Source organism: Nonomuraea sp. NPDC049625 (assembly GCF_040675285.1).
In the GTDB taxonomy this organism is placed as follows: Bacteria; Actinomycetota; Actinomycetes; order Streptosporangiales; family Streptosporangiaceae; genus Nonomuraea; species Nonomuraea angiospora_A.
Genome location: NZ_JBFAOQ010000003.1, coordinates 889,029 through 915,604, shown reverse-complemented (window position 1 = coordinate 915,604; position 26,576 = coordinate 889,029). Strand labels below are relative to the sequence as shown.

At 70.9% G+C, this 26,576-nt stretch carries 20 protein-coding genes; 8 read left to right on the top strand and 12 right to left on the bottom strand.

All coding sequences use genetic code 11. The features are described from left to right. Nucleotide 1: 1 nt before the first annotated feature. From AB0J87_RS17675 to AB0J87_RS17665, 3 genes are read right to left on the bottom strand one after another with little or no spacing between them, the layout of a single operon-like run. Nucleotides 2-934, bottom strand: coding sequence for a phosphotransferase (locus AB0J87_RS17675; protein ID WP_363966328.1), 933 nt, complete (start codon nt 932-934; stop codon nt 2-4). Nucleotides 935-960: 26 nt separating this feature from the next. Then, nucleotides 961-1,608 (bottom strand): HAD family hydrolase, encoded by a 648-nt coding sequence (locus AB0J87_RS17670; protein ID WP_363966326.1) that lies wholly within the window; start codon nt 1,606-1,608, stop codon nt 961-963. Beyond that, nucleotides 1,605-2,051, bottom strand: coding sequence for a MarR family transcriptional regulator (locus AB0J87_RS17665; protein WP_363966324.1), 447 nt, complete (start codon nt 2,049-2,051; stop codon nt 1,605-1,607). Before AB0J87_RS17665 ends, AB0J87_RS17670 begins: the two co-directional genes overlap by 4 nt. A gap of 80 nt (nt 2,052-2,131) precedes the next feature. On the opposite strand from AB0J87_RS17665, the gene AB0J87_RS17660 reads away from it, so the two are divergent. After that, a complete protein-coding gene (locus AB0J87_RS17660) occupies nt 2,132-2,560 on the top strand; it encodes an SgcJ/EcaC family oxidoreductase (RefSeq protein WP_363966322.1) in 429 nt (142 codons plus the stop codon). Here the strand turns inward: AB0J87_RS17660 and AB0J87_RS17655 are convergent. Further along, on the bottom strand, nt 2,526-3,074 hold the full coding sequence (locus AB0J87_RS17655; protein ID WP_355204677.1) for an AAA family ATPase: 549 nt from the start codon (nt 3,072-3,074) through the stop codon (nt 2,526-2,528). The genes AB0J87_RS17660 and AB0J87_RS17655 overlap by 35 nt on opposite strands. Before the next feature lie 64 nt (nt 3,075-3,138). Beyond that, nucleotides 3,139-4,674, bottom strand: a complete 1,536-nt coding sequence (locus AB0J87_RS17650; protein ID WP_355204674.1) for a long-chain fatty acid--CoA ligase — start codon at nt 4,672-4,674, stop codon at nt 3,139-3,141. A 141-nt stretch (nt 4,675-4,815) separates the two neighbouring features. Here AB0J87_RS17650 and AB0J87_RS17645 point away from each other — a divergent pair, with 141 nt between their 5' ends. Both AB0J87_RS17645 and AB0J87_RS17640 read left to right on the top strand, forming a co-directional pair. After that, entirely contained in the window at nt 4,816-6,360 is a 1,545-nt protein-coding gene (locus tag AB0J87_RS17645) for a GMC family oxidoreductase N-terminal domain-containing protein (protein WP_363966319.1), read from the top strand. Nucleotides 6,361-6,404: 44 nt separating this feature from the next. Next, the gene (locus AB0J87_RS17640; RefSeq protein ID WP_363966317.1) at nt 6,405-7,658 is read left to right on the top strand and encodes a cytochrome P450; all 1,254 of its coding nucleotides are present in this window, start codon (nt 6,405-6,407) and stop codon (nt 7,656-7,658) included. Here AB0J87_RS17640 and AB0J87_RS17635 read toward each other — a convergent pair. Then, the gene (locus tag AB0J87_RS17635) at nt 7,646-8,938 is read right to left on the bottom strand and encodes an MFS transporter (RefSeq protein ID WP_363966315.1); all 1,293 of its coding nucleotides are present in this window, start codon (nt 8,936-8,938) and stop codon (nt 7,646-7,648) included. The genes AB0J87_RS17640 and AB0J87_RS17635 overlap by 13 nt on opposite strands. Before the next feature lie 75 nt (nt 8,939-9,013). Between AB0J87_RS17635 and AB0J87_RS17630 the strand changes: the two genes are divergently transcribed. Continuing rightward, a complete protein-coding gene (locus tag AB0J87_RS17630; RefSeq protein WP_363966313.1) occupies nt 9,014-9,895 on the top strand; it encodes an alpha/beta hydrolase in 882 nt (293 codons plus the stop codon). Here the strand turns inward: AB0J87_RS17630 and AB0J87_RS17625 are convergent. Further along, nucleotides 9,885-10,937 carry a methyltransferase domain-containing protein gene (locus AB0J87_RS17625; RefSeq protein WP_363966311.1) on the bottom strand — a complete coding sequence of 351 codons (1,053 nt, stop codon included), beginning with the start codon at nt 10,935-10,937 and terminating at the stop codon, nt 9,885-9,887. The two genes, AB0J87_RS17630 and AB0J87_RS17625, sit on opposite strands and share 11 nt — an antisense overlap. Before the next feature lie 221 nt (nt 10,938-11,158). Here AB0J87_RS17625 and AB0J87_RS17620 point away from each other — a divergent pair, with 221 nt between their 5' ends. Then, the gene (locus AB0J87_RS17620) at nt 11,159-12,400 is read left to right on the top strand and encodes a cytochrome P450 (RefSeq protein WP_363966309.1); all 1,242 of its coding nucleotides are present in this window, start codon (nt 11,159-11,161) and stop codon (nt 12,398-12,400) included. Here the strand turns inward: AB0J87_RS17620 and AB0J87_RS17615 are convergent, their stop codons facing one another. Continuing rightward, nucleotides 12,401-14,323 (bottom strand): hypothetical protein, encoded by a 1,923-nt coding sequence (locus AB0J87_RS17615; RefSeq protein WP_363966307.1) that lies wholly within the window; start codon nt 14,321-14,323, stop codon nt 12,401-12,403. It lies immediately after the preceding gene. Between the two features lie 562 nt (nt 14,324-14,885). Here AB0J87_RS17615 and leuS point away from each other — a divergent pair. Next, nucleotides 14,886-17,336, top strand: a complete 2,451-nt coding sequence (leuS, locus tag AB0J87_RS17610; protein ID WP_355204652.1) for a leucine--tRNA ligase — start codon at nt 14,886-14,888, stop codon at nt 17,334-17,336. A 1-nt stretch (nt 17,337) separates the two neighbouring features. Here the strand turns inward: leuS and AB0J87_RS17605 are convergent, their stop codons facing one another. Both AB0J87_RS17605 and AB0J87_RS17600 read right to left on the bottom strand, forming a co-directional pair. Continuing rightward, a complete protein-coding gene (locus tag AB0J87_RS17605) occupies nt 17,338-18,306 on the bottom strand; it encodes a TIGR03557 family F420-dependent LLM class oxidoreductase (RefSeq protein ID WP_363966305.1) in 969 nt (322 codons plus the stop codon). Between the two features lie 29 nt (nt 18,307-18,335). Then, nucleotides 18,336-18,758, bottom strand: coding sequence for a hypothetical protein (locus AB0J87_RS17600; RefSeq protein WP_363966303.1), 423 nt, complete (start codon nt 18,756-18,758; stop codon nt 18,336-18,338). Between the two features lie 165 nt (nt 18,759-18,923). On the opposite strand from AB0J87_RS17600, the gene AB0J87_RS17595 reads away from it, so the two are divergent. After that, complete coding sequence (locus AB0J87_RS17595) at nt 18,924-22,025, top strand: PDZ domain-containing protein (RefSeq protein ID WP_363966301.1); 3,102 nt, start codon at nt 18,924-18,926, stop codon at nt 22,023-22,025. 561 nt (nt 22,026-22,586) lie between these two features. Here AB0J87_RS17595 and AB0J87_RS17590 read toward each other — a convergent pair. Next, nucleotides 22,587-23,696 (bottom strand): aminotransferase class I/II-fold pyridoxal phosphate-dependent enzyme, encoded by a 1,110-nt coding sequence (locus tag AB0J87_RS17590; protein ID WP_363966299.1) that lies wholly within the window; start codon nt 23,694-23,696, stop codon nt 22,587-22,589. Between the two features lie 65 nt (nt 23,697-23,761). Between AB0J87_RS17590 and AB0J87_RS17585 the strand changes: the two genes are divergently transcribed. Further along, the gene (locus tag AB0J87_RS17585) at nt 23,762-24,607 is read left to right on the top strand and encodes an aminoglycoside adenylyltransferase domain-containing protein (protein ID WP_363966297.1); all 846 of its coding nucleotides are present in this window, start codon (nt 23,762-23,764) and stop codon (nt 24,605-24,607) included. Nucleotides 24,608-25,400: 793 nt separating this feature from the next. On the opposite strand, the gene lexA is transcribed toward AB0J87_RS17585, so the two are convergent. Next, nucleotides 25,401-26,108 (bottom strand): transcriptional repressor LexA, encoded by a 708-nt coding sequence (gene lexA, locus AB0J87_RS17580; RefSeq protein ID WP_221520107.1) that lies wholly within the window; start codon nt 26,106-26,108, stop codon nt 25,401-25,403. Nucleotides 26,109-26,576 lie beyond the last annotated feature (468 nt).

Genomic DNA, 26,576 nt, shown 5'->3' with positions numbered 1-26,576 from the left:
CCTAGGAGGCCAGCGTCTTGAGGGTGCCCGTCAGGGCGTCCCAGCTCTCCTCGGCGTCCGGCGTGCGCCCGTGCGGCGAGCGGAACCACTCCACGAACTCGGCCACGTCGTCGAGGGCCCACCGCAGCCGGTAGAGCTCCAGCGCCGCCGGGTCGGGCGTGCGGCCGGTGGCGTCGGCGTAGCGGGCCAGGTCGTCGGCGTCCCTGGCGACCAGCCACAGGTCGCGTTCGGGCACCGCCAGCCCAACCGTGTCCCAGTCGACCAGCAGCCACCGCTCGCCGGAACGCAGCAGGTTGCCCGGGTGCGGCTCGCCGTGCGTCACCACGGGCTCGCCGGCGCCGGCCGCCGTCCGGTCGAACTCCGCGAGCCTGCGGCGCAGCACCCCGGCGTGGTCGGCGATCACCTCCCTGGCGGGCTCCGCGTACGGGCCGCCCGGCCAGGGCAGGCGCGTGTCCTGGAGCGCCTGCTCCAGGACGGCCCGGCCCGAGAGCTCCAGGGGGCGCGGGGGAGTGGACAGGGGTGGCGGCGTGGCATGGAGGGCGGCGAGCAGGTCGATGATCGCGGCGCGGTCTCCGGCCGGCTGCTCCTCGCCGAACTCGCCGGCGAGACCGTTCGCGTGGGGGAAGACGCTCATCGCCCACCGGTGGCGGTCGAGCCGCAGGAGCGTCGCGCCGTCGGCGGTGCGCAGCGGCGCCACCACGAAGTCGAGCCCCGCCTCGGCCCGCAGCGCGGCGGCCGTGTCCATGGCCAGCCCGAGCCCGTCGAAGCCGCGCCGCCGCACGTCCGCGACCGTGATGAACCAGCGCCCGTCCGCGACCCAGTGGTAGTCGCCGAAGCCGACCGGCGCGTAGTCCAGCGTGCGCGCCCCGATGCCCCACGCGCCGAGCGCGGGCAGCAGCAACCCCTCGTCGAAAGCATCCGGCCTGTCTCGCATCCGGCCACGCTATCGATCCGGGCGGTTCAGTTCAGCTGGATTAGCAGCTCGATGGCGGAGAGCGCGTCGGTCACCGTGTGATCGGCCACGACCCCGCCGGTGACTCCCCGGTCGATCCAGATCGTCCGCAGCCCCGCCCGGCGGCCGCCCTCGACGTCCTTCTCGGGGTCGTCGCCGATGACCCAGCCGCCCGATTCCAGCGACGCGCCGCATCTCCTGGCCGCGATTTCGAACAGCCGAACGTCGGGCTTCCGCACGCCTTCCGCCCCGGAGATCGCCCAGCCGTCCACGCGGGTCGCGAGCCCCGTACGCTCGATCTTGCCGGTCTGGTTGTCGGCCATCCCGTTCGTCGCGATGCCCACCGCCCATCCGGCCGCCCGAAGCCGGTCGAGCCCGTCGAGCACCTCGCTGGGGCAGCGGACCAGGTGCGGCAGCCGGGCCCGGTACGCCGCCCACAGCTCGTCGGCCGGCTCGGCCAGCCTGAAGTGCTCGCGTACCAGCCCGAAGAACGCGTCCATGGGCAGGGACCCGTCCGCGTCGGTCGCCACCATCCACGCCGCCGCCCCCTCGCCGAGCCCTCGCCCGGCGGCGAACTCGGCGGCCCACAGCTCGAAGGCGGCCAGCCGGTCGATCAGCGTGTTGTCCAGGTCGAAGAGGGCCAGGCGTCTGGTCATGCGTCCCGCGCCGCGATGAGCTCGTCGGTGGCCGACCGGTACGCCGTCGCGGCCCGCTCGAAGTAGTCGAACAACGTGGTCCGCTCCGCCTCCGGATAGCCCTGCAGCAGCTCGGCCAGCCGGGCCCTGGTCCCCGCCAGCACTTCGTCGAGCCGTTCCGGCCGGCCCACCGACTCGACCATCACCTTGCGCCGGTCCGCGGGGTCCGGCGCGCGGCGTGCGTACCCGCCCTGCTCCAGCCGGTCGATGAGCCGCGTCGTGGCGCCGGTGGTCAGCCCCGTCTGGGCGGCCAGCTCGCCGGAGGTGAGCGGGCCGGTGAGGTCGAGCAGGTTGAGCGCGTAGTAGTCGGTGGCGTTGAGCCCGGCGGCCTCGGCGGCGGCCAGGCTGTTGAGCACCATCGCGCTCAGGTAGCGCCGGAAGACGGCGCTCGGGTCGGTTGACAAGCCCAACTCCTCTTCCTTAAGTTGATATCTGCATGAGAGCAGAGATTTAACCAGTGCAAATAATATCAGAGGGAGCGGAAATGATCACCAGCGAGATCCAGAACCTGTTCACCGAGCTGGAGGGCGCCTGGGACCGCGGCGACGGCATCGCGTACGGGGCATGCTTCACGGAGGACGCCAGCTACACGACCTTCGTCGGCACCGTCTACCACGGCCGCGACGACCTGGCCGCCGGTCACCAGGCCCTCTTCGACACGGTGCTCAAGGGCACGAAGATGTTCAACGAGATCACGGAGGTGCGCTTCTACGGTCCCGGCGCCGCCGTGGTCACCGGCAGGGGAGACGTGGCCAAGAAGCGCCCCGCCAAGCTGGCCAAGGTGCAGACGTACACGCTGGTCCGCGAGGCCGACGGCAGGTGGCGCATCGCGTCCTTCCACAACACCCGGCGCCGGCCGCTGATGGAGGCGGTGTCGTTCACGTACGTGCCGGCCAGCCGGCCTCGCGGATGAGGAACGCGGCCCGCTCCTCGACCGGCGCCCGGGGCAGCGTGACCACCGAGTAGCCGTAGTCGGCGTAGGCCCGCACGACCGCGTCGTACGTCCGCTCGGCCTCCCCGAGGCTCTGCCTCCGCTCGCTGTCGTGCTCGTAGATCTCCGGCCACGGCGGCGCGGCGAACACGCGCCGGTGGTAGCGGTACGTCCGCGCCGCGTTGTGCAGATGCCGCGGCACCGTACGTCCCAGCATGCGCAGATATCCGATCGTGTCGACCAGCCCCCGATCGAAGACCACGGGCCCCGTCCCCGAGGCGGCGTGGTAGGACCGCAGGTCCCACGCCAGCATCAGCTCGGCGAACAGCTCCGGGTCCAGCCACGGCAGCGCCGGCCCCGAGATCGCCACCTGGTCCCGGATGATCGCCCGCCCGGCCTCCGGCTGCACCCGGAACCCCAGCGAGGCGAGGTGCTCGACCAGGGTGCTCTTCCCGGCGCCCGGCCCTCCGGTGATGACGACGTACCCGTCCGCCACGAGACCTCCACAAAGAGAAAGGCGCGGGCAGAGTGCCCGCGCCTGAGGGAAAGGAGTCGACCGGTTACCGCAGCTCGCGCTTGAGGATCTTGCCCGTGGCCGTCATCGGCAGGGAGTCGCGGAACTCGACCATCCGGGGGTACTTGTAGGCCGCCATGTTGTCCTTGGCCCAGGCGATCAGCTCGTCCTCGGTGATCGCAGAGCCCGGCGCGGGGATGACGTACGCCTTGATCTCCTCGCCGTGGGACTCGTGCGCGACCCCCACCACGGCGGCCAGCGACACGGCCTCGTGGGTCATCAGGACCTCTTCGAGCTCCCGCGGATAGACGTTGAAGCCGCCACGGATGATCATGTCCTTGGCCCGGTCGATGATGGAATAGTAGCCGTCCGCGTCACGGGTGGCGATGTCACCGGTGCGGAACCAGCCGTCGTTCATCACCTCGGCCGTCGCCTCCGGGCGGCCGTAGTAGCCCTTCATGATGTTGTGGCCGCGGATGGCGATCTCGCCGGGGCCCTCGCCTTCGACGGTCTTCCAGTCGCCGTCGACCAGCTTCATCTCCACGCCCCAGATCGGGGTGCCGATGGTGCCGGGCTTGGTGGGACGGCCGAGCTGGTTGAAGCTGGCCACCGGCGACGTCTCCGACAGGCCGTACCCCTCCAGGATGCCGATGCCGAAGGTGCGCTCGAAGTCCTTGAGCACCTCCACCGGCGAGGACGCGCCGCCCGCGACGGCGACGCGCAGGGAGCGGGGCACCTCCACGCCGTCCGCGTGGATCTTGGTGAGCATGCCCCAGTACATCGTCGGCACCCCGGCGAAGAAGGTGACGCCCTCCTTGGCCATGAGCGCCAGCGCGTCGCCCGGATCGAAGCGCGGCAGCAGCACGACGGTGGCGCCGCGCAGGAAGCCGGTGTTCATGACCACGGTCTGGCCGAAGGAGTGGAACAGCGGCAGGACCGCCAGGTACGTGTCGCCCTCGTCGGAGCGGGGGAACATCTTGTCGCTGACCATGGCGTTCAGCAGCATGTTCTGGTGGCTGAGCTCGGCGCCCTTGGGCTGGCCCGTGGTGCCCGAAGTGTAGAGGATCACCGCGGTGTCGTCCGGCGACGTCTGCACGGTCTCGAACTCGCCCGCCATGCCGCCCAGCGCCGCCCAGACCGACTCGCCGTACTCGGACTCGGTCGCGAGCGGGGTCGCGGGCAGCACGAAGAAGTGCTCGCAGCCCTCCGCGGCCTCGAAGCCCGCCTTGCCGCGCTCGCCCAGTGGCAGCTCGGGGGTGCCCTCGAAGCAGAAGAAGGCCTTGGCGTCGCTGTCGCCGAGATGGTAGGTGATCTCCCGCGACTGCAGCAGCACGTTGAGCGGCACCACCGTGGCGCCGGCCTTCAGGATGCCGAAGTAGACGAACGGGAAATACGGCAGGTTGGGGCACGCCAGCGCCACCTTGTCCCCCTTGCCGACACCGCGGGCGACCAGGAGGTTCGCGACCTGGTTGGCTATGGTGTCGATCATGGAGTACGGCAGTCGCATGTCGCCGAAGACGATGGCGGTGCCGTCAGGGGTGTTCCTGGCGCTGTCCTCCAGGACGGTCGACAGGTTGAGCATGACGCCTTCCTCCTCAAAGCCGGGGCTTGGGCGCCATCCTCGCAGCAGGCCATACCGACCGGTAGGTAACGGAGGTCACAACTGCGTATGGACGTGCCGCCCGGCCTGGAGTAAGCAAGTAACAAGTTACTTGGAGGAGCCATGGAGTACGACTACGTGATCGTCGGGGCGGGATCCGCCGGGTGCGTGCTGGCCAACAGGCTCTCGGCCGATCCCGGCGTGACGGTCGCGCTGGTCGAGGCGGGCGGCCAGGACGACAAACTGGAGATCCGCATGCCCGCGGGCTTCGCCAAGCTGTTCAAGACCGACTACGACTGGAACTACACCACGGCCAAACAGGGCGAGATGTCGGGCCGCGAGCTCTACTGGCCCCGCGGCCGCGTGATCGGCGGCTCGTCCTCGCTCAACGCCCAGATGTGGGTGCGCGGCTGCGAACGCGACTACGACCAGTGGGGCGTCCCCGGCTGGTCGTACGGCGAGGTCCTGCCGTACTTCACCAGGGCCGAGCACCGCGTCGGCAGCAACGAGGGCGGCGTCTACGGGACCTCCGGGCCCCTCTACATCTCCGAGCTGCGCAGTCCCAACGTCACCACCGCCGCCTTCCTCAAGGCGTGCGAGGAGCTCGGGCTCACCCGGCTCAAGGAGCTGAACGGCCCCTCCAACGAGGGCTACAGCCCCACCCCCGTCACCCAGAACCGGGGCCGCAGATGGAGCTCGGCCGACGCCTACCTGCGCCCGGCCAAGGGCCGGCCCAACCTCCACGTGATCACCGGGGCCACCGTGAACCGGGTGGTGTTCGAGGGCAGGCGCGCGATCGGCATCGAGCACAGCGGCGGCGCCCAGGTCAGGGCCAAGGGCGAGGTCATCCTGTCCGCGGGCGCGATCGGGTCCCCGTACCTGCTGATGCGCTCCGGCGTGGGCGCCCCCGACGAGCTGCGCGACGCCGGGGTCACGGTCGTGCACGAGCTGCCCGAGGTCGGCAAGAACCTCCAGGACCACCTTTCGAGCGGCGTGTACGTCGAGTGCAAGCAGCCGGTGACGCTGACCAAGGCCGAGTCGATCAGCAACCTGCTGCGGTACATCGTGCTGCGCTCCGGCATGCTCACCACGAACGTGGGCGAGGCGGTCGCGTTCATCAGGACCTCGGCCGAGGAGCCCGCCCCCGACATCGAGCTGATCTTCGCGCCCGGGCCGTTCGTCGACCACGGCCTCACCCCGCCGACCGGCCACGGGCTCACCGTCGGCGTCGTGCTGCTGCAGCCGGAGAGCCGCGGCAGGGTCGGGCTCAACGGCCGGGACGTGGTCATCGACCCCGGCTACCTGAGCGCGGAGGCCGACGTCAAACGCCTGGTCGCGGGGCTGAAGACGGCCAAGCAGGTCTTCGCCACGACCGCGATGAAGCCGTGGGCGGGCGGGCCGATGGCGCCGTACTGGGCGCCGGAGAGCGACGAGGAGCTAGCGCGGTGGGTGCGCGAGCGCGGCGAGACGCTCTACCACCCGGTCGGCACCTGCCGCATGGGGACGGACGACGCCTCCGTGGTCGACCCCTCCCTGCGCGTACGCGGGGTCGAAGGGCTCAGGGTCGTCGACGCGTCGGTGATGCCGACGTTGAACCGCGGCCACACCCATGCCCCGGCTATCATGATCGGCGAAAAGGCAGCCGATCTGATCGGGAAGCACCGGTAAGTGCCTCTTGACGTAAGTGGGCACTTGCAGAAGGCTTGTGTGATATGACACTGTCCGCCGACCTGGACCTGTCGCAGATTCCGTTCTGGGGCCTGCCGCAGTCCGAGCGCAATGAGGCCTTTCGCAGGCTGAGACAGATGGACCGCCCGGTCTTCATGCGGGAGCAGATCGTGCCGTTCATCGGCGGCGGCCCCGGCTTCTACGCCCTGGTGCGCCACGCCGACGTGACCGAGGCCAGCAGGAACGCAGCCGTGTTCAGCAGCGAGCCCTGCTCCAACAGCATCCCCGACATGCCCCGCTGGCTGAGCGTGTACTTCGGCTCCATGATCAACATGGACGACCCGAAGCACGCGCAGTTACGGCGGATCGTCTCCAGGGCGTTCACGCCGCGCATCCTGGCGAAGATGGAGGAGGACCTCGCCAGGGCCGCCGCCGAGATCGTGGACGACGCGATCGAGCAGGGGCCGGGCGACTTCGTCGCGCAGGTGGCCGCCAAGCTCCCCGTACGGGTCATCTGCGACATGATGGGGATCCCGGCCGAGTTCCATGACATGGTGCTGCAGCAGACCAACGTCATCCTGGGCAACACCGACCCCGAGTACACCGGCGTCGGCACCGACCTCACCCGCCGCAACGTCGCCAAGGGTCTGGGCAAGCTGCTGCGCGCCGGCTACTCCCTCAACCGGCTGGCCGCCCGCCTCGGCGACGAGCGGCGCAAGCGCCCCACGGGCGACCTGGTCAGCCTGCTGGTCAACGGCGAGGAGCGGCTCAGCCCGCAGCAACTCGGGTCGTTCTTCATCCTGCTCGTGGTGGCGGGCAGCGAGACCACCCGCAACGCCATCGCGCACGGCCTCAGGCTCTTCACCGAGCATCCCCACCAGCGCGCGATCCTGCTGAACAACTTCGACGGCCACATCGTCACCGCGTGCGACGAGATCATCCGCTACGCCACGCCGGTGATCCAGTTCCGCCGCACGCTGACGCGGGACCACGAGATGAACGGCATGCGGTACAAGAAGGGCGACAAGGTGCTGCTCTTCTACAACTCCGCCAACCGCGACGAAGCCGTCTTCGCCGACCCGGACACCTTCGACATCACCCGCGACCCCAACCCGCACGTCGGCTTCGGCGGGCCCGGGCCGCACTACTGCCTGGGCGCGCACCTGGCGCGCAGGGAGATGACCGTGATGTTCCGCGAGTTGTTCACCCGCGTGCCGCACATCAAGGCCGTGGGCGAGCCCGACCACCTGCTGTCCAACTTCATCAACGGCATCAAGCACATGAGCTACACCTTCTGACCTGCGCGCCGGAGCAGCGCCACCGGCAGCAGCGCTCCGGCCAGCGCCAGCCCGGCCGCCACCAGCAACATCGAGGTGACCCCCGCCCGGTACGGCGCCGCCAGCACGGCCACGCCCACGGCCGTGCCGACCTGCTTGACCGTGTTCACGACGCCGGTGGCCATGCCCACCCGGTCCATCGGCGCGGTCAGGCCGACCTGGTTGGCGACGACGTTCCCGGCGCCCAGGCCCAGGCCGCCGAGGAACAGCCCGAACATGATCGGCGTCCACGGGTCGGCCGCGGGGACGCTCATGACCAGCAGCGCGACCGCGATCAGCGCCGGGCCGGCGGCGATGAGCACGCCCATCGGCCACCGGTGCAGCACCCGGCCGATCGCGACGGGCCCGATGACGGCCGCCGCGCTGAAGGCCAGGAAACGCGTGCCCGCCTCGACGGGGCTGGTGTGCAGCTCGCCCTGCACGTACAGGGTGAGGTACGTGAACGCGCCCAGCAGCGCGGCCAGCATGAGCAGCGTCGTTCCCGTGCCGACCGCGAACACCCCGTTCCTGAAGAGCCCGAAGTCGATCATCGGCTCGGCCGAGCGCCGCTCCACGACCACGAACGCCGCCAGCAGGACCAGCCCCGCCACCAGCAGCCACGGGAGGTCGTGGATGAGCGCCGGGATGATCGCGAACAGCGCCGCCGCGACCAGCACGATCCCCGCCGGGTCGAGATGGCCCCTGCCGCGCGACTCCGCCACCCGCTGCCGCAGCGCCACCAGCACGAACGCGCCGATCGGCAGGTTGATCAGGAAGATCGCCCGCCAGCCGAACGCCCCCGTCAGCGCCCCGCCCACGACCGGGCCCAGCGTCATGGCCAGGCCGGAGACCGCGCTGAAGATCCCGAGCGCCTTGCCCCGCTCCGGCCCCTCGGGGTAGACGGAGGCGATCAACGGTGTCGTGGTCCCGTACAGCGCCGACGCGCCCAGGCCCTGCACGCCCCTGGCCAGGTCGAGCAGGGGCGCCGTCGGGGCCAGGGCGCAGGCCAGCGAGGCCAGGGTGAAGACCGAGACCCCGATCGTCAGCAGCCGGCGCCTGCCGTAGCGGTCGGCCAGGACCCCGGCGGGTAACAGGACCGCGGCCAGCGTGAGCGCGTACGCGTCCACCACCCACTGCACCTCGGGCAGGCTCGCCCCCAGGCCGGAGCGGATGTCGGGCAGCGCGATCGTCACGGCGGTCAGGTCCACCACGACGAGCACGATGGTCAATGACGCGAGCGCGAGCACCCATCCCCGCCGCATGAGTTCTCCTCTGTGATACAGGCCCCTTCGAGTAGTGGTACCTCCGAGGCGGGCCGAATGCTAGGTTTCGCAGTCATGGAGATCAGGACTATCCACGCCAACGGGGTGGAGTTCGCGTATCTGTCGTTGGGTGAGGGGCCGCTGGCGCTGTGCCTGCACGGCTTCCCCGACTCCGCGCACACCTGGCGGCACCTGATGCCCGCGCTGGCCCAGCGCGGCTACCGCGCGGTCGCGCCGTTCATGCGGGGATACGCGCCCACCGAGGTGCCCGCCGACGGCGCGTACGAGGACGCCGCGCTGGTCGCCGACGTCCGCGCGCTGCACGAGGAGCTCGGGGGCGACGAGGACGCGGTCGTCATCGGGCACGACTGGGGCGCCTTCCCCGTGTACCACCTGGCAGGACGTTTCCGGCGCGCCGTCACGCTCGCGGTGCCGCCGCCCGGCTCGCTCGGCGCCGGGTTCCTGGAGTACGAGCAGCTCAAGCGGTCGTTCTACGTCTTCCTCTTCCAGACGGCCGTGGGCGAGGCGGCCGCCGCGAGCCCCGGCTTCCTCGAGAACCTCTGGCGCGACTGGTCGCCCGGCTACGACGCGCGCGAGGACCTGGAGTTCGTACGGCGCAGCATCGGCGAGCCCGCCAACCTGAGCGCGGCCCTCGGCTACTACCGGGCCATGCTCGGCACCACGCCTCCGTCCGGCCGCTACCCGGCCCTGGAGGGCGGGATCACCGCCCCCGTCCTGTTCCTGCACGGCGCCCAGGACGGATGCCTGAGCGCCGAGCTGGCCAAGAACGCGATGAGCCACCTGCCCCCGGGGTCGCGGGCCGAGCTGGTGGCGGGCGCCGGGCACTTCCTCCACCTGGAGCGCCCGGCCGAGGTCAACCGGCTGATCCTGGACTGGCTCGGCTCGCCGTCCGCGGCCGAGATGACCCAGGTCCGCCCGCGGGGGTTCACCTCCTGACGCGGCCCGCCTCCTTCCTGAGGACCGCGATCTCCGGATGCTGCCCCGAGAGGCTGACCCGGACCGCCTCCTCCAGCGCGAACCCGCGCGGGATCCCGTCGTGCACCAGCGCCACGGCGAGCCCGTCGGAGGCCAGCACCCGCCGGACCTCCCGCCAGAGCGGGCCGAGGTCCCGCGCGAGCAGCCCGCGGGGCGGCACCTGACGCCCCCAGGGCGGGTTCACCAGCACCCGGTCCACGCTCCCGTCGGCCAGCGGGATCCGCCCGCCGTCCGCCACCCCCCACCCGAACGCCGCCCCGCCCCCGACCCCGGCGCTTGCTGCGCCCCCGGCCCGTGCGTTGGCGGTGGCGGCGCGGAGTGCGGCCGGGTCGTGGTCGAAGCCCAGGAGACGCGCCCTGGGGGCCAGCGCGTGGGCCTCGATGAGCGTCGTGCCCGCGCCGCAGCACGGGTCGAGCACCGTCCCCGCGCCCCCGAGGCGGGCCATCGCCGCCATGGCGGCGGCCACCGGCGGGTGCAGCGTGCCCCGGATCGAGTCCGTCTTGTACGCCCGCCGGTGCAGCGGCCGGTCCGCCAGCCGCAGCGCGATGAGCGCCCGGTCGCCCTCGATCGTGACCCGCCACGACATCGCGTCCCGCGGCGGCCGCCCCCCGTCCCTCCTGGAGTGGTACGGCAGCCGCAGCGGCCGCGCCAGCTCGGCCCCGACCGCGTCCTCGATCTCGAACCGGGTGTAGTTGCGCCGCCCGACGAACGACGCCGACACCTCCACCCCGCTGCCCGTCAGCCCTCCCAGGCTCACGGAGCGGGCCGCGAGGGCCAGCCGGCGCAGTGCGGAGCGGCCGTGGCCGATCCCGTCCACCACGGCGGCGGCCAGCAGCACGTCGTCCGCGGTCCGCAGGCCCGTCAGGTCGGCTCCCGGCGCGGCCTCGAACCACACCTCGCGATGGCGCACCCCGTGCACCACACCCAGCCGGGAACGTCGAATCTCCGTGGCCACCAGGGGCTCGATGCCATGCACCGCCCTGGCCACGGCAAAGGTATGCACGTGTCCTTCTCCCACGTCGCGACCCGGGACGGCGCTCGCTCAGCCGTCCCGCATCGCCGGCGGTGGGGTCGTCCGCGACCCGCCGGCGGATCGCTACCGGAGGTGGAAGAAGAAGAACGTCATGCGCGCCACCCTAGAGCCCGCCCGCCACCGGGAGCCACTGGTTTTCCGGGGCCATGAGCACATTGACGTAAGTGGTTGCTTTCACAAAAGATGGCCTTATGAGCGTCCTTGACTTCGATCTGTCTGATCGCGACTTCTGGGCCAGGCCCATGAGCGAGCGCGAGGAGGCGTTCGAGCGGCTGCGCGCGCTGCGGACCCCCGCCTTCTTCCAGGAGATGGAGATCGACTTCGCGCCCAGGGGCCCCGGCTACCACGCCCTCGTCAAGCATGCCGACATCCTCGAGGCCAGCCGCAACCCCGAGGTCTTCTGCTCGGGCGACGGCGGCGCGACGAACATCCCCGACATGCCCGCCGAGTTCGCCGAGTACTTCGGCTCGATGATCAACATGGACGACCCGCGCCACGCGAGGCTGCGCAGGATCGTCTCGCGCGCGTTCACGCCCAAGATGATCAAGCAGTTCGAGGCGGACGTGGAGGCGGCGGCCGCCGGCATCGTGGACGACCTGCTGGCGAAGGGGCCGGGCGGCGACTTCGTCACCGAGGTCGCCGCGCGCCTCCCGCTGAAGATCATCTGCGACATGATGGGCATCCCCGAGCGGGACTACCGGTTCGTCTTCGAGCACTCGAACGTCATCCTCGGCGGCTTCGACCCCGAGTACGGCGGCGCCGACCTCACCCAGCTCGCCGAGCGCCTGCTCACCGCCGGCATGGAGCTCCAGCAGCTCGTGCAGGACCTCGCCGCCCACCGCGCCGAGAACCCCACGGAGGACCTGACGTCGTCCCTGGTCAACGCCAACATCGACGGCGAGCGGCTGACGATGCAGGAGCTGGGGTCGTTCTTCATCCTGCTGGTGGTGGCGGGCAACGAGACCACCAGGAACGCCATCTCGTACGGGCTGCGCCTGCTCACCAACAACCCCGACCAGCGCGCGCTCTGGCTGGAGGACATCGACGGGCACGCGCCCGGCGCCGTGGAGGAGATCGTCCGGCTGGCCTCCCCGGTGAACTTCATGCGCCGCAAGGTCACCAGGGACCACGAGATGAACGGGCACCTGTACCGCAAGGGCGAGAAGGCGGTCCTGTTCTACTGGTCGGCGAACAGGGACGAGAGCGTGTTCGCCGACCCGCACCGCTTCGACATCACCCGGCAGCCCAACCCGCACGTCGGCTTCGGCGGGCCCGGGCCCCACTTCTGCCTGGGTGCGCACCTGGCCCGGCGGGAGATCACGGTGATGTTCCGCGAGCTGCTGCGCCGCGTGCCGCGCATCGAGGGCGGCCGGCCCGACCGGCTGCACTCCATGTTCATCAACGGGATCAAGCACATGGAGTGCGACTTCTGATCAGCCCTGGGCGCCGATCCTCAGCTGGTTCATGACCGTGCGGATGTCGGGCAGGAGCTGCTTGCTGTCCGCCGGGATCGACATGTAGACGATGGCCGGGACGTTGCCCCCGGTGTTGACGGCCATCGTCACGATCGTGGCCTTCTCGGTCTCCGACGTCAGCGAGTACGCGATCAGCCGTCCCGTGTTGTCGCCCACCTTGATCGGCTGCTGGGCGATCTTGCGGACCTTGTTGCCGGTGGGGAAGAAGCGCTTGCGCGCGTCCAGCACCACCTGCTTGATGACCGGCTCCAGGTTGTCCTTCTCGTAGTACGAGGCCAGCTTCTGCGGCAGCGGGCCCGACATGAGCTGGGCGCTCGTGTCCTGCGTGATCGGGACGAACTGGCGGGTGTCGTAGTTGTACGTGGCCTTGACGGTGGTGCGCGTGTCCAGCCGCCACGTGCCGCCCAGGCGCGGGAGCGAGATCCCGGCGGCGGCGTCGGGCACTCTGCCGAGGATCGGGGCAGCCTTGCCCGGGTACTTCGGCAGCGCGCCGATCGTGGTCGAGGACCTCGTGGAGCTCGGCTTCTGCGAGGTCGTGGGCTTCTCGGCCACGGTGTTGGAGGCCGCCGGGTCGTCACCGGCCAGCGGGCCGGCGAGGAACGCCCACAGCAGCGCCGCGACCAGCGCGATCGCCACGGAGCCGCCGAGCGCGTAGATCCAGATGGGCCTGCCCTGGCTCTCCTCCTCCAGGGAGTCCTCGTCGCCCATGGCCTGGTAGTCGTCGCCGAAGACGGTGTTCCAGAGCTCCTGCTGGCGCTCCGGCGGCGGTGTGCGGGAGCCGCTGATCTGGCCTGCGGTCACGAACGGGCGGTCGGGGTCCGAGGGGTCGCGGTTCAGGTTCGAGCCGGGGCGCGGGGCGCCGGTGTCCTCGGCGGGGGGCGTGGCGCTGATGTTCGATGAGTCCATGGTGGGGGAGGGGGTGGCGCGGTCGTTGAGCAGGTTCTCCGTGTGCTGGCCGTACGTCATCGTCCGCTCTTCGGAAGGGTGTGCCTGCCGGGGCGGCGCGTGCGCGCCCTGCGGAAGGTCGTCGACCTGGTACATGGCCGTCGCCTGCTCCGGGGAGCCGGCGTTGTCCCGCTCGGCGGGGGGCCAGGGGGCGGGGGAGGAGAGGTTCGACCAGGAGCCGGCGGCCGGGGGCGGCTGTTCCCACGCCGGGATCGGGTCCGGCGGCTGCTCCCACGCGGGGATCGGGTCCGGCACCGGGCGCTCCCCGCCTCGCGGGGGGAACTCCGAGCCGCCCCGTGCCGGCGCCTCGGACCAGGAGGCCGGCCCGGCGCTGCCCTGCTGAGGCCCGTCCGGCCATGAGGACGGCCCGCCGGGGAGCGGCGACGGTCCGCTGGGGAGCGGAAGGTCGGGCCGGGAGGACCGCCCGCCCTGCGGCGCGGCATCCGGCCACGAGGCCGGGCCGTTCTGCGGCGGGGAGTCGGACCAGGAGGAAGGCCCGTTCTGTGGCGGGGAGTCCTGCCACGAGGAGGGGCCGTTCTGCGGCGGAGAGTCGGGCCAGGCGGTCGGCGCGCTCTGCGGCGACGCCTCCGGCCAGGAGGACGGTCCGGCGCTCTGCGGCGACGAGTCGGGCCAGGAGGACGGGCCCGCCGCGCTCGGGGGCGGCACGTCCGGCCAGGAGGAAGGGCCGGAGGCGCCCTGCGGGGAGGGCTCGGGCCAGGAGGGGCCGGTGGCGTCGCGGGCCGGCGGGGCCGGCCAGGAGGGTCCGGTGGCGCCCTGGGGCGGCAGGTCCGGCCACGACTGCGGGCCCCCGGCCTCGGAACGGGCGGGCTCGGGGCGGGACCTGCGGGGTGGCTCCGGCCAGGAGTCGTCCGTGCGCGGCGGCTCGGGCCACGCCGGGTCCTGCTGAGCGGACCTCGGGGCCTCGGGCCAGGACATGGGGACCTCCGTTGCGGGGGAGCCGGGCGCGTCGCGGCGCGGTGCGTCTGGCCAGGACGGTGGCAGGTGTGGTCCGGAATTCTCCGTTGCCATTGCTGCCGGCCCTCCCGAGTATCTGTCCGGATAGCCCGTTATATCCGGATTCGACGTACCAGGCATGATCTCATGGGATTTTCCAGGAGATACAGGTGGTTCCGCAGCGAAACGAGCGAAGCCGTGCGGATCCGTCGGCGGGTCCTGCATGGGCAGGCCTGCCTCCGGTCGCTCGGGCTCAGCTGGGTACACCACGGTGACAAGGGTATTCATAGGGGACGAATGAGGTCACAACGGATACATCACCATCAGGTCTCGCTGGACCTGAAGGGTCCATTGTGCCTGCGGACCTCGATCGAGTATCTGCATTCAGCCGAAGACGTGCGCTAGGCTTGACACATGCGTTCCGCGACCCTGCTTCTTAGCGGGCCGCGACGGCCCTGAAGATTCTCGCCGTCGCGGCTACCCCTCGTTGTGTGCACGGGGGGTTTTCTTATGGGGTCCGAATCAAGCCAGAAGGACAGTAGCCGTGAGTGAGTACGATCCGCAGGCGCTGCAGGCCAAGTGGCAGCAGCGGTGGGAGGAGCAGGAACCCTACCGGGCGAGCGAAGACCCGGCTGACCCGCGCGAGCGCCGCTACATGCTCGACATGTTCCCCTACCCGTCCGGCGACCTGCACATGGGGCACGCCGAGGCCTTCGGGCTGGGCGACGTGGTCGCTCGTTACTGGTACCAGCAGGGTTACAACGTCATGCACCCGATCGGGTGGGACTCCTTCGGCCTGCCGGCGGAGAACGCCGCGATCAAGCGGAACGCCCACCCGGCCGAGTGGACCTACGCCAACATCGAGACGCAGGTCACCTCGTTCAAGCGCTACGCGCTGTCCTTCGACTGGTCGCGCCGTCTGCACACCAGCGACCCCGACTACTACCGCTGGAACCAGTGGCTGTTCAACCGGTTCTTCGAGCGCGGCCTGGCCTACCGCAAGGGCGGCCTGGTCAACTGGTGCCCCAACGACCAGACCGTGCTGGCCAACGAGCAGGTCGTGGCCGGCAAGTGCGAGCGCTGCGGCGCCGACGTCGTCCGCCGCGAGCTGACGCAGTGGTACTTCAAGATCACTGACTACGCGCAGCGCCTGCTGGACGACATGGACCAGCTGCAGGAGGGCTGGTCCGAGCGGCTGCTGACCATGCAGCGCAACTGGATCGGCCGCTCCGAGGGCGCCGACGTGCTGTTCGAGATCGAGGGCCGCGAGGAGCCGGTCCACGTCTACACCACGCGGCCCGACACGCTGTTCGGCGCCACCTTCTTCGTGGTCGCCGTGGACGCCAAGCTGGCCGACGAGATCGTCACCGACGAGCACCGCGCCGAGTTCGAGGCCTACCGCGCCGAGGTCGCCAAGCTGAGCGACATCGAGCGGCTGTCCACCGACAAGGAGAAGACCGGCGTCTTCCTGGGCCGCTACGCGGTCAACCCGGTCAACGGCGAGCGCATCCCGGTCTGGGCGGCCGACTACGTGCTGTCCGATTACGGCCACGGCGCCATCATGGCCGTGCCCGCCCACGACCAGCGCGACCTGGACTTCGCGGTGAAGTTCGAGCTGCCGGTGAAGGTCGTCGTGCACACCGGCCTGGCCGACCCGGGCGAGACCGGCGAGGCCACGCCGGGCGAGGGCACGCTGGTCAACTCCGGGCCGCTCGACGGCCTGACCAAGGTCGAGGCCATCTCCAAGATCATTGAGATCCTGGAGCGCGAGGGCAGGGGCACGGGCGCGGTCAACTACCGGCTGCGCGACTGGCTGCTGTCCCGCCAGCGGTTCTGGGGCACCCCGATCCCGATCATCCACTGCGGCGACTGCGGCGAGGTGCCCGTCCCCGACGAGCAGCTGCCGGTCACGCTGCCCGACATGCGCGGCGAGGCACTGGCCCCCAAGGGCGTCTCCCCGCTGGCCAGCGCCACCGAGTGGGTCAACGTCGAGTGCCCCAAGTGCGGCGGCGCGGCCAAGCGCGACACCGACACGATGGACACGTTCGTCGACTCGTCGTGGTACTACCTGCGTTACTGCTCGCCCGGCTACACCGACGGCCCGTTCGACGTCGAGCGGGTGCGCAAGTGGGGCCCGATCGACCAGTACGTCGGCGGCATCGAGCACGCGGTGCTGCACCTGCTCTACTCGCGGTTCTTCACCAAGGTCCTGCACGACATGGGCATGGTCGACTTCACCGAGCCGTTCCGGCGCATGCTGAACCAGGGCCAGGTGATCAACGGCGGCAAGGCCATGTCGAAGTCCCTGGGCAACGGCGTCGATCTGGGGCAGCAGATCGACGACTTCGGCGTCGACGCCGTGCGCCTGACCATGGTCTTCGCCGGGCCGCCCGAGGACGACATCGACTGGGCCGACCTCTCGCCGGCGGCGTCGCTGAAGTTCCTGGCCCGCGCGCTGCGCGTCATGTCCGAGGTGGACAGCGCGCCCGGCGTGGCGTTCGAGGGCGGCGACGTGGAGCTGCGCAAGGTCACCCACCGCACGATCGACGAGGTCACCAAGCTGGTCGAGTCCTACCGCTTCAACGTCGCGGTGGCCCGCATGATGGAGCTGACCTCGGCCACGCGCAAGGCCATCGACTCCGGCCCCGGCGCGGGCGACCCCGCGGTGCGCGAGGCCGCGGAGACGCTGGCGATCATGCTGTCGCTGGTGGCCCCGTACACCTCCGAGGAGGGCTGGGAGCGGCTGGGCCGCACCGGCGCCGTCGCCTTCGCCGGGTGGCCGGTGGCCGAGCCCGCGCTGCTGGTGCAGGAGTCGGTCACCTGCGTGGTGCAGGTGGCGGGCAAGGTGCGCGACCGGCTGGAGGTCTCGCCGGACATCACCGAGGACGAGCTGCGCCAGCTGGCGCTGGCCTCGGAGAAGGTCGCCCCTTACCTGACGAACTCGCCCCGCAAGGTGATCGTCCGGGCGCCCAAGCTGGTCAACATCGTCCCGTAACTCATAGCTCGCGCAGTGCCGGCAGCAGCTCCTTCTCCGCCCAGTCGAAGAAGGGCTGCTGCTGGTCGTGCCCGATCTGGACGAGCGCGACGTGGGTGTACCCGGCGTCGGCGAACTGCCTGACGCCCTGCACGACCGCGTCCACGTCGTTCCCGCACGGCACGCTCTGGGCCACGTCCTCGGGCCGTACGGTGCCGGTCGCGGCGGCGAAGTTCACCGGACCGGGCAGCTCGGCCATGACCTTCCAACCGCCGGCGGCCGCCCAGCGCCACAGGCGGTGTGCCCGATCCCTGGCAGCCTCGGGATCGGTGTCGTACGCGATGGGCAGCTGCCCGTACACGGGCCTGCCGTGCCCGCCCGCGGCGTTGAACTGCCTGACCACGTCCGGCAGCGGTTCGTTGACCACCAGCACGTCGCCGTACTCGGCGGCGATCTCCGCGGACTGGCCGCCCGAGGCGGCGATGGCGAGCGGGACCGGCCGCTTCGGCAGGTCGTAGAGCTTGGCCGAGTCGACGTCGTAGAACTCGCCCTGGTACGTGACGTAGTCGCCGCCGAACAGCAGCTTGATGATCCGGATCGCCTCGGCGAACATCCGGTGCCGGGTGTCCACGGGTGGCCAGCCCTCGCCGATGACGTGCTCGTTCAGGTTCTCGCCAGCCCCGAGACCCAGCGTGAACCTGCCCTCGCTCAGCACGCCCATGGTCGCCGCCTTCTGGGCCACCACGGCCGGGTGGTAGCGCATGATGGGGCAGGTCACGTACGTCATGAGCGGCAGGCGCCGGGTGACCTGGGCCGCCGCGCCGAGCACGGACCAGCAGTACGGCGAGTGCCCCATCTCCTCGATCCACGGGAAGTAGTGATCGGAGATGACCGCGTAGTCGAAGCCGATCCGCTCGGCCACCGCGGCGTGATCGACCAGCTCCCGCGCGGGGGTCTGTTCGGACATCAAGGTGTAGCCGATTTGTACCATATGGTGCCGCGTACCCGGGTTTGTCGGTCTTAGTCGCCGGACTGGAGTTCCTCCAGCACCAGCCCTATGCCGATCCCGAGCAGCCAGATGTCCTTGACCAGCCCGATGCCCTGCTCGGACGGGCGCAGGCTGCCCTCCTGCCGCATCCCCGGCGTCCTGAGATACAGGCCGACCAGCCCCGCCGCGAACCCGGTCAGAGCGGCCCCCGCCACCAGCGACGGCACGATCGGCACGAGCAGCGCGGTCCCGAGCGCGATCTCGCTTCTGGAGAGCAGCCTGGTGAAGGCCACCGGGTCCATGTCACGCAGGAACGGGTACGTGTTCGCGGCCATGCCGTGCAGGCCCGCCGCGGTCTGCTCGTCGGCGTGGACCTTGCTGAGCCCGGAGTTGAGGATGACGGCCGCGGCCGCCAGGCGGGACGGGAGCTGGTGTGGACGGGCGCAAAACTTCATAGTCCACCCTCTTCCCGGCATTTCAGGCACATCCCCTACTTGACAGTTCGCGGGACGTGGTGGGCCCGTTCGAGGGAGAATTCTTGGGCTGACCTTGGCATCTGGCATTAATGTGCACATGTGACAAATGGCGCATACCTCAGATACCCGCATATCCACGGTGACATGGTCACCTTCGTCGCAGACGACGATGTCTGGCTGGCTCCCCTGTCCGGAGGCAGGGCCTGGCGGTTCACCGCCGACCGCGTCCCGGTGTCGCACCCGAGATTCTCGCCCGACGGCACGCGCATCGCGTGGACGGGCGGCAAGGAGGGCGCGCCGGAGGTGTTCGCGGCCGGGATCGACGGCCCCGAGGGCGAGCGGCTGACCTACTGGGGTAGCGCCACGACCGGCGTACGCGGCTGGACGGGTGAGGGCGACGTGCTGGCGGTCACCGCGGCCGGGCAGAGCGAGCGGGGCCGGACCTGGGCGTACGCGGTGCCGCTCGACGGTGGCCCCGCCACGCGCCTGCCGTACGGGTGGGTCAGCGACGTGGCCGTCAGCGGCGCGCGGGTGGCCACCGTGTCGCCGATGTGGCGCGAGCCGTCGCAGTGGAAGCGGTACAGGGGTGGCACGGCCGGCAAGATCTGGGTCGACGCGGAGGGCGACGGGGAGTTCGCCCGCCTGTTCGCCGACAGCACCGCGCAGTACTGGGCGGTCAACTGGGTGGGGGACCGGCTCGTCTTCCTGTCCGACGTCGACGGCGTCGGCAACGTCTACTCCGCCCTGCCCGACGGGTCCGACCTGCGCAGGCACAGCGATCACCAGGAGTTCTACGCCCGCCACGCCGTCGGTGACGGGGAGCGGGTCATCTACGGCCACGCCGGGGACCTTTGGCTGCTGGAGAGCCTGGACGCGGAGCCGTACCGGCTGGACGTGACGCTGGGCGGGCCGCGGCCGGGGCGGGCCAAGCGCCCCGCGCCGCTGCGGGTCGGCGCGTTCTCGCCGGACGCGAGCGGGCGGGCCAGCGCCGTGGAGATCCGCGGCACCGCCCACTGGGTGACCCACCGCGACGGGCCCGCGGGCGTGCTGCGGGCGCAGCCGGGCGTCCGCGTACGGCTGCCGCAGGTGCTCGACGCGGACGGCCGGGCCGTCTGGGTGTCGGACGCCAGCGGCGAGGACGGGCTGGAGATCGGCACGCCGGGCGGCGAGATCAGGACGCTGGCCACCGGGGAGCTCGGGCGGGTGCTCGAACTGACGGTCTCGCCCGACGGCAAGCACGTGGCGGTCGCCACGCATGACGGGCGGCTGCTGGTCGTCGACATCGAGTCCGGAAATATCCGGCAGCTCGACCGGACCACGCAGGGAGACGTCAGCGGGCTCACGTTCTCGCCCGACTCGGGGTGGCTGGCCTGGGTGCACCCGCACCACGAGCCGCTGTCGCAGATCAAGATGGGGCGGGTCGACGGGACGTCGGTGATCGACGTGACGTCGGTGCGCTTCTCCGACTTCGATCCGATGTTCACCAAGGACGGGAAGCACCTGGCGTTCCTGTCGATGCGGACCTTCGACCCGGTGTACGACGCGCACGTCTTCGACATGTCCTTCCATGGCGGGTGCAAGCCGTACATTGTGCCCCTGCAGGCCACCACGCCGTCGCCGTTCGACCCCTCCCTGCAGGGACGCGGGTTCAACGGCGAGGACGACAAGCCTGCCAAGGACGACAAGAAGGACGACGCCGCACCGCGTACCGAGGTCGATCCCGAGGGGCTCCCCTCGCGCGTGGTGCCGGTGCCGGTGCCCGCGGGCCGCTACGGCAACCTGCGTACCGCCAAGGACGCCCTGCTCTGGCTGCGCCACCCCCTCGCGGGGCAGATCGGCGACGGCACCGAGCCGGTCACCGAGATCGTGCTCGAACGCTACGACCTCAAGAAGCGCGCCAAGTCCGAGCTGGGCAAGGAGGTGCGTGCGTTCGAGGTCAGCGGCGACGGCGGCAGGCTCGTCACCAACGGCAAGAACGGCCTGCAGACCCGCGCCGCCACCGAGGGCGACGAGGTCGTCTCCATCGACCTCGACCGGATCGCCGTGGAGATCGACCCGATCGCCGAGTGGCGGCAGGGCTTCCGTGAGGCCGGCCGCCTCATGCGCGACCACTTCTGGCGCGAGGACATGAACGGCGTCGACTGGCAAGGCGTGCTCGACCGCTACGAGCCCCTGGTGGGGCGCATCGGCGCTCACTCCGAGCTGATCGACCTGCTCTGGGAGACGCAGGGCGAGCTGGGCACCTCCCACGCGTACGCGAGCGCCACCGGCGCCGGCGTCGACCCGCGCCGCAGCCAGGGGCTCCTGGGCGCGGACCTCGCCAGGGACGACGACGGCGTGTGGCGGGTCGTACGCATCCTGCCCGGCGAGTCCTCCGACCACGACGCGCGCTCCCCGCTGCTCGCGCCCGGGGTGGCCGTCCGTCCCGGCGACGCGATCGTCGCGGTGGGCGGGCGTCCCGTGGATCCGGTACGCGGTCCGCTGGCCCTCCTGGCGGGCACCGCCGGCCAGCCCACTGAGCTGACCGTACGGCCGGCCGCCGGCGGGGACACCCGCCGCGTCGTGGTCAGCCCCATCGCGGAGGACACCCGGCTGCGCTACCACGACTGGGTGGAGAGCCGCCGCGCCCGCGTCCGGGAGGCCTCCGCCGGCAGGCTCGGATACCTGCACGTGCCCGACATGGTGGCGACGGGGTGGGCGCAGTTCCACCGCGACCTGCGTACCGAGATGGCCTTCGACGGGCTGGTCGTGGACGTGCGCGAGAACGGCGGCGGGCACCTGTCGGAGCTCGTGCTGGAGAAGCTGTCCCGCAAGGTCACGGGGTGGTCGCGGGCACGAGGCTACGAGCCGATGCGCTACCCGGAGGACTCGCCCCGGGGGCCGATCGTGGCGATCACCGACGAGTTCGCGGGCTCGGACGGGGACATCGTCAGCGCCGGGATCAAGATCCGCGGCATCGGCCCGCTGGTGGGGACGCGGACGTGGGGCGGGGTGATCGGCATCGACTCCCGGTACTCGCTCGTCGACGGGACGCGGGTCACGCAGCCCCGGTACTCGTTCTGGCTCGAAGGGCACGGCTGGGGCGTGGAGAACTACGGGGTGGAGCCGGACATCGAGGTGGTGATCACGCCACAGGACCGGGTGGCGGGGCGGGACCCGCAGCTCGAGAAGGCGATCGAGCTGGCGCTGGCCGCCCTCGAAGAACACCCATCCGCCACGCCGCCGGACCTCCCGCCGCTGCAGTAACCTCGCTGCGGTAACCCCCCACTCACCGCCTCACCCACCGCCCCGACCGGCACCCGGCCGCCAGCCTCGCCGTCGGGGCCTCTGCCCACTCACCCCCCATTCGCCACCTGGCAGCTAGCCTCGCCGTCGGGCCCACCCCCCCTGCGCCTCATGTCCACACCGACGTGCCGCGCCCCGAGCGTTCCCGCCGCTCCGCCACCTCCGGTACCGGGCCGCACCCCTGCCGACCTCCGCACCAACGTCGCCACGCCGCGCCGCCAACGCCACGCCGCGCCGCCAACGCCGCGCCGCCACACCATGCCGCCACACCGAGCCGCGCGCCTTTGGCGCCGGCACGCTGCACTGCTGGGCCGCCCACGCCTTCGCTCTGCGCAGCCCGCCGTGCCCCTTCTCCACGCGATGCGTGCCGCGCCACCTCGTGCGTCGCGCCATTCGCGCGCCCAGTGGGACGGGCGCCTGCCTGGCGCCTCGTTGTCCGGTGCGCGGGTCCATCACCACCCAGCCGGGCGGCGTGGCAGGAGTGTCGTGGGGATCCCGCCACGCCCCTTGGGAAAACCAGGGTCAGGGCATCTGGGTCAGCCGGTCGAGGATCTCGGCCAGGATCGCCTCCGTGGTGGCGAAGTTCAGCCGGACGTAATGCTCGCCGCCAGGCCCGAAGACCGCGCCGTCGACCAGCCGCACCCGGGCCTCCCGCTCGTACACCTCCGCCATGCCCGGCCGCCCCACGTTCAGCCACGCCAGGTACGTGGCCTGCGGAACCCGATAGCCGACCGATGCCGGCAGCCGGGAGGCGATGATGCGGCGGTTGCGGTCCAGCAGGGCGCGGGTCGACTCCAGCCAGGCGTCCCCGTGCCGCCACGCCGCCACCGTGGCCTCCACGCCGAAGAGGTTCGCGGAGCCGTACACGAAGGGCGGCTGCGCCTCCAGGGCCTTGCGGACGCCCGCGTGTCCCAGGTGGGCCACCGAGCAGCGGATGCCGCCCAGGTTGAACGCCTTCGTGGCGGACGTGAGTGTGACGGTGCGTTCGGGGAGGATCGTGGCGAACGGGATGTGCTGGTGCGGCTCGAACGTGAGGTCCGCGTGGATCTCGTCCGCGATGACCAGCAGGTCATGGCGTTCGACGTGCTCGGCCAGCTTCGCCAGCTCCTCGCGGGTGAACGAGCGGCCGGTCGGGTTGTGCGGGTTGACGAGGAGGAGCACCCGGCAGCCCGACAGGTCGGGCACCTCGAAGCGCCACGCGTCCCCGTCGGGCTCCAGCTGGATCGGATGGAGGGGCCGTTCCATGACCTTCAGCGTCTCCAGGAACGGATGGTAGGCCGGGGTGTGCAACGCGACCCCGTCGCCCGGCCGGGTCCAGACCTGGAGGAGGACCTGGAGCGCCTGGTTGAGGTCGTTGAACGAGCGCACGAGCGAGGGATCGGCCTGCCAGCCGTATCGGTTCGCCATGCGTTCGGCGAACGCCTCGGCCAGCGGCCCGGCTGAGGGCTGTTCGAGCCAGGTCGGGTAGCCCAGGTCGCCGGCGGCCCGGCGCCGCAGTGCCTCGATCACCTCGGGAGCGGTGGACAGGTCCATGTCGGCGACCCAGGCGGGGATGACGCCCGGTGGGACTTCTGACCACTTGATGCCATCGTGGGATGTCTTGAGGTCTTCAGGGGTATATGCCTCATTCACGCGGCAATTCTAGGATTATTGATTGTGATGAGGTGGCGAGGCCGCTTATGGGAGGCTGGACGGCGATGATGTCTAACCCCAAGGTCGATGCCATTGTCGAGACCTACCTGTCGGTGGCCGACGCGGAGGCTCCCGGGCTCGTGGAGGGTCTCTATCTGGAGGGCTCGGCGGCGCTGGGCGACTACCGGCCCGGCGCGAGCGACGTGGACTTCGTCGCGGTGACGGCCTCGGAGGCGCCGTTCGGGGTGGTGGAGCGCATTCACGCCCGGTTGGGCGCGTACCCGTTCGAGGGCTGCTACCTCACGTGGGACGACCTCGGCCGGGACCCCGCGGAGCTGGGGACGCGTCCCCGGGCGCACGCGGGGAAGATCAACCCACGGGGCGGCCTCAACCCGGTCACCTGGCACACGCTGGCCCAGAACGGCCTGACCTGCCGCGGCCCCAAGCCGGACGAGATCGATATCTGGCACGATCCAGCCGTCCTCGCGGCCTGGACCGACGGCAACCTCGACCGGTACTGGCGCCGCCTGGTGGCCAGGGCCTCCCACCTGGCCTCGCCCTGGGGGCTGGCCTGTCTCGGCGGCTACAACACGGTCTGGGTCGTCACGGGCGTCGCCCGGCTCCACTACACGCTGGCGACCGGCGAGATCACCTCCAAGTCGAGGGCCGGGCAGTACGCGTTGGCGGTGTTCCCCGAGCGCTGGCATCGGGTGGTGAACGAGGCGCTACGCCTGCGCGAGGAGGACGAGACCGCGCTGCCGACGCTCTCGGGCGCGGTCAGCGGGCTGAGCGAGCACTTCGGCACCCCCCGCAAGTCCCTGTACGGCTCGCCGTTCGAACGGCGGCGCGACGTGCTCGCCTTCGCCGACCAGGCGATCATGGCCGCGCACGAGCTGTACGCGGCCCGTTAGAAGCCCCGGGACCTTCAGTCGGTGCCGCACGCGGGCCGCGGCTCGAGGGTCGAGCAGAACGACGGGTCGAGCGCCTTCAAGGGCAGCGCGAGCTTCGTGCTGGAGTGAGCGGGCCGGTGCGGCGACTTCCTGCACCGCGCCGGGCGCGCATCCGAGCGGCTGCCCCAAACAGCGCGACGTTTCCCCATCGGGCGTTGCTGAAGGCGGTGCGTTGTAGACGCCCTCCCGATCTGGGCCCTTGATCGAGTCGAGCGGGCGGCTTGTGGCTTCGTCAAGCGGTCATGGAGGCGGCGACTTCCGGGTACTGCGGGTGTGGGCGAAGGATGGGGTGGTGGCGACACAGTGCGATGCTGAGACCGAGTTCCGCGCCAGTGCCCGAGGGCCAGGTGGCGACATGGAGCGATGCTGAGACCGAGTTCCGCGCCAGTGCCCGAGGGCCAGGTGGCGACATGGAGCGATGCTGAGACCGAGTTTCGCGGAATGGTTCGATGCCGAGACCGAGTTCGGCGCCAATGTCCGATGGCGGGGTGGCGACACGGTGCGATGTCGGCGTTGGGTGGCCTTGAGCGCCGCGACCGACAACATGGGACTGGATGGCGCCCCCCGGACGGCTCAGTCTCCAGGGGCATGGCGTCCCTCGCCGGTCCGGATGGCCGGTGACGGGGCTTCGGCCCGAGGGCGAGGTGGAGTTGGAGCCGTACGTACCCATGAACAGGTGTGTTTCGGCGCGCGCCGGAACGCGGCGCGAGCGGTTGGACGCGCGCCCGAGACCCTTTCGGGGCCCTGACCGCTGCTAGAGCCGGCGCAGGACCGCCACGACCTTGCCCAGGACGCTGGCCTCGTCGCCGGGGATGGGCTCGTAGTTGGGGTTGTGGGGGACGAGCCAGACATGGCCGTCCTTGCGCTTGAAGGTCTTGACAGTGGCCTCGCCCTCGATCATGGCGGCCACGATGTCGCCGCTCTCCGCCACCGGCTGCTGGCGGACGACCACCCAGTCGCCGTCGGCGATGGCGGCCTCGATCATCGAGTCACCGGCGACCTGCAGGAGGAACAGGGTGCCCTCGCCGACGAGCTGCTTGGGCAGCGCGAAGACGTCTTCCACGCTCTCCTCGGCCAGGATCGGACCACCGGCGGCGATGCGGCCGACGAGCGGGACATAGGCGGCCGTGGGGCGGTTGATCGTGGGCTCTTCGTCGGTCGCGTCAGGGTCCACCCACAGCACGGGCTCGCCCGGGAGGCGCACTTCGAGCGCGCGCGGCCGGTGCGGGTCGCGACGCAGGTAACCCTTGCGCTGAAGCGCCGTCAACTGGTGCGACACGCTCGACGTGCTGGTCAGCTGGACCGCCTCGCCGATCTCGCGCATGGAGGGCGGATAACCGCGCTGCTGCACCGAGTCGCGGATGACTTCAAGGATCTTGCGCTGCCTGGGCGTCAGGCCCAGAGAGTCGCGCCGGCGCACCGCGAGGTCGCTGACCCCGTTTGCGCCATCCTGCTCGCTCATGCTCTTCCTCCTCGCCTGGCGGCCCGCCTCACCGGCGCACCTCCCGGTCTGTGGTCCCAATGTCGCACACAGCGACCGTATCGCTGTTGAAGATCATCTTCAAACAATTGTTCGAGTCTTCCTCGAAATTGTCGCCAGCGTGGTGTACAACATCGTACGGGAGTTCGATCGACACCGTGTTCGATTTGCTGATCTTTATTTGGCCTTTTCCTCGGGCCGCACGGCAGGAGGTCAACCATGCGAACACCCACAAATACCGACACGACCAGCCAAGACGCCAAACGACTCACACTCATCGCCGACGCCACGCAGGGTAACGATCGACGGGGAGACAATACGCGGACTGAGGCCGGTTCCCGCGGGAATTCGGGGAAGAGGTTGGGGCCCCGCACGGCTCATGGTGGAAGGCCCCATTTGCGATTGGTACCGCCGCCGCGTCCGGGTTCCGACGCGGACGCCACCGTACCG